The following is a 998-nucleotide window of genomic DNA, read 5'->3' on the forward strand; positions in this document are numbered from 1 at the left end:
GCGCTGTAACGTTTTGCCTGGCAACCGATTACTGATTTGCGCCCAAGCCTTGCCGCTCGTCTGAACGTGTCGCAAAGGGCCATCACTCTGATTTACTCAAATACAGATGTCGCAAGACAACCTTGCGTTTGCGCAAGGCGAGGCAATTCAAGGATTCGTGGGTGGCAAGGAGGCGGGATGCATGGTCAGAGTGGTTCTGGAGATCGATACGCAGCTGTATCGGATGTTGCAAGAGTCGGCCGAGACGCATCAATTGAGTCTCGAAGAAGAGTGCTGCCGACGATTGGCCGGCGGCGAGCGTCGGTCGCGCTATCTGCAGGCGCTGGTGGCGGAATTGCGCGCCGAGGATGAGCAGCGGCGCGCCAAGGCTTCGCGCTGATTACTTCTTCTTCGCTGGCGCGGCTTTCGGGCAATCGGATTCCTGATAGCTGGCCGAGCCGATCGCTTTGTTGGTTTTCACTTCGGTGAAGTCGTAGCGCATGATCGCGCCCTTGGCCATCAGCTTGCGGTACGACGGGTTGTTGCACACCGACGCGCCCAACTGGAAATACACAGCCTTGGGATCGGCGCGCATCTTGTCGGCGTGGCTCTTTTGCACGCTCAGATGGTTGATCAGCTGCGTGCCTTCGACGGTGTAGCCTTGATCAAGAATGTCTTCATTGATCGCCCGTGGCGTGCCGACGCTGCTTTGGGCGGCGACGTTGCGCAGCTCTCGGTTCAGATTCTGCTCCCTCAGGGACGCAGCCTGAGCGGTAAAGGACGACGCCAGCAGAATGGCAGCGGTGGGAACGATAAGGCGCAGCATGAAACTCTCCTGATTCGGTGACTGGTGGTTCGACCCGTCACGGGGCGGTGCGTTCAGTGGCGGCGAATTATAGGGGAGCCGGTCTGGACGGTACAGGCTTGTGGCCGTCGCTCTGGTAAACTGCCGGCCTTTATTGCCCTGCCGAGTGTCGTTCGTGTCGATTTTCCCTGTCTGCCGGTTTTGCCTGCGCTGA

Annotated in this window: 2 protein-coding genes; one reads left to right on the forward strand and one right to left on the reverse strand. The window is 58.9% G+C overall.

What is annotated here, in order from left to right; genetic code table 11:
* The first annotated feature begins 181 nt into the window (after positions 1-181).
* Positions 182-379, forward strand: coding sequence for a hypothetical protein (locus tag J5M71_RS26000; protein ID WP_016770569.1), 198 nt, complete (start codon positions 182-184; stop codon positions 377-379).
* Here the strand turns inward: J5M71_RS26000 and J5M71_RS26005 are convergent, their stop codons facing one another.
* Positions 380-805, reverse strand: coding sequence for a PA3611 family quorum-sensing-regulated virulence factor (locus J5M71_RS26005; protein WP_207838300.1), 426 nt, complete (start codon positions 803-805; stop codon positions 380-382).
* Positions 806-998: the final 193 nt, after the last annotated feature.

Origin of the sequence: Pseudomonas sp. 43(2021) (assembly GCF_017490805.1) — a bacterium.
Taxonomy (GTDB): domain Bacteria; phylum Pseudomonadota; class Gammaproteobacteria; order Pseudomonadales; family Pseudomonadaceae; genus Aquipseudomonas.